Origin of the sequence: Psychroserpens mesophilus, assembly GCF_050617655.1 — a bacterium.
Taxonomy (GTDB): Bacteria; Bacteroidota; Bacteroidia; order Flavobacteriales; family Flavobacteriaceae; genus Psychroserpens; species Psychroserpens mesophilus_A.
Genome location: NZ_JBODQC010000431.1, coordinates 1 through 242 on the forward strand (window position 1 = coordinate 1; position 242 = coordinate 242).

Annotated in this window: 1 protein-coding gene; it reads left to right on the forward strand. The window is 48.8% G+C overall.

The features are described from left to right. Positions 1 to 194 (forward strand): 2TM domain-containing protein (locus ACRHNM_RS17880; protein ID WP_431137984.1); only part of this gene is annotated, 194 nt, incomplete at its 5' end. Positions 195 to 242: the final 48 nt, after the last annotated feature.

Here is a 242-nt window from a genome sequence, read left to right on the forward strand (position 1 = left end):
TCCGGATCTTCTACGACGGGCAGGCGCTCTTCCAATGGTATAGCCTGTACACCCCGTTGTTTTGGGGAATCGGATTGGCTTTCCACGGGGCCAAGGTATTTGGCTGGCTCCCATTCTTCGGCAAAAAATGGGAAGACGAGCAAATCCGGAAGTATATGGAGAAGGACCGGAGGGAATCCGAAAAATTCAAGTAACCTGATACTCAGGAAATCGCAATATTCCATCAATAAAACCAACCGCTT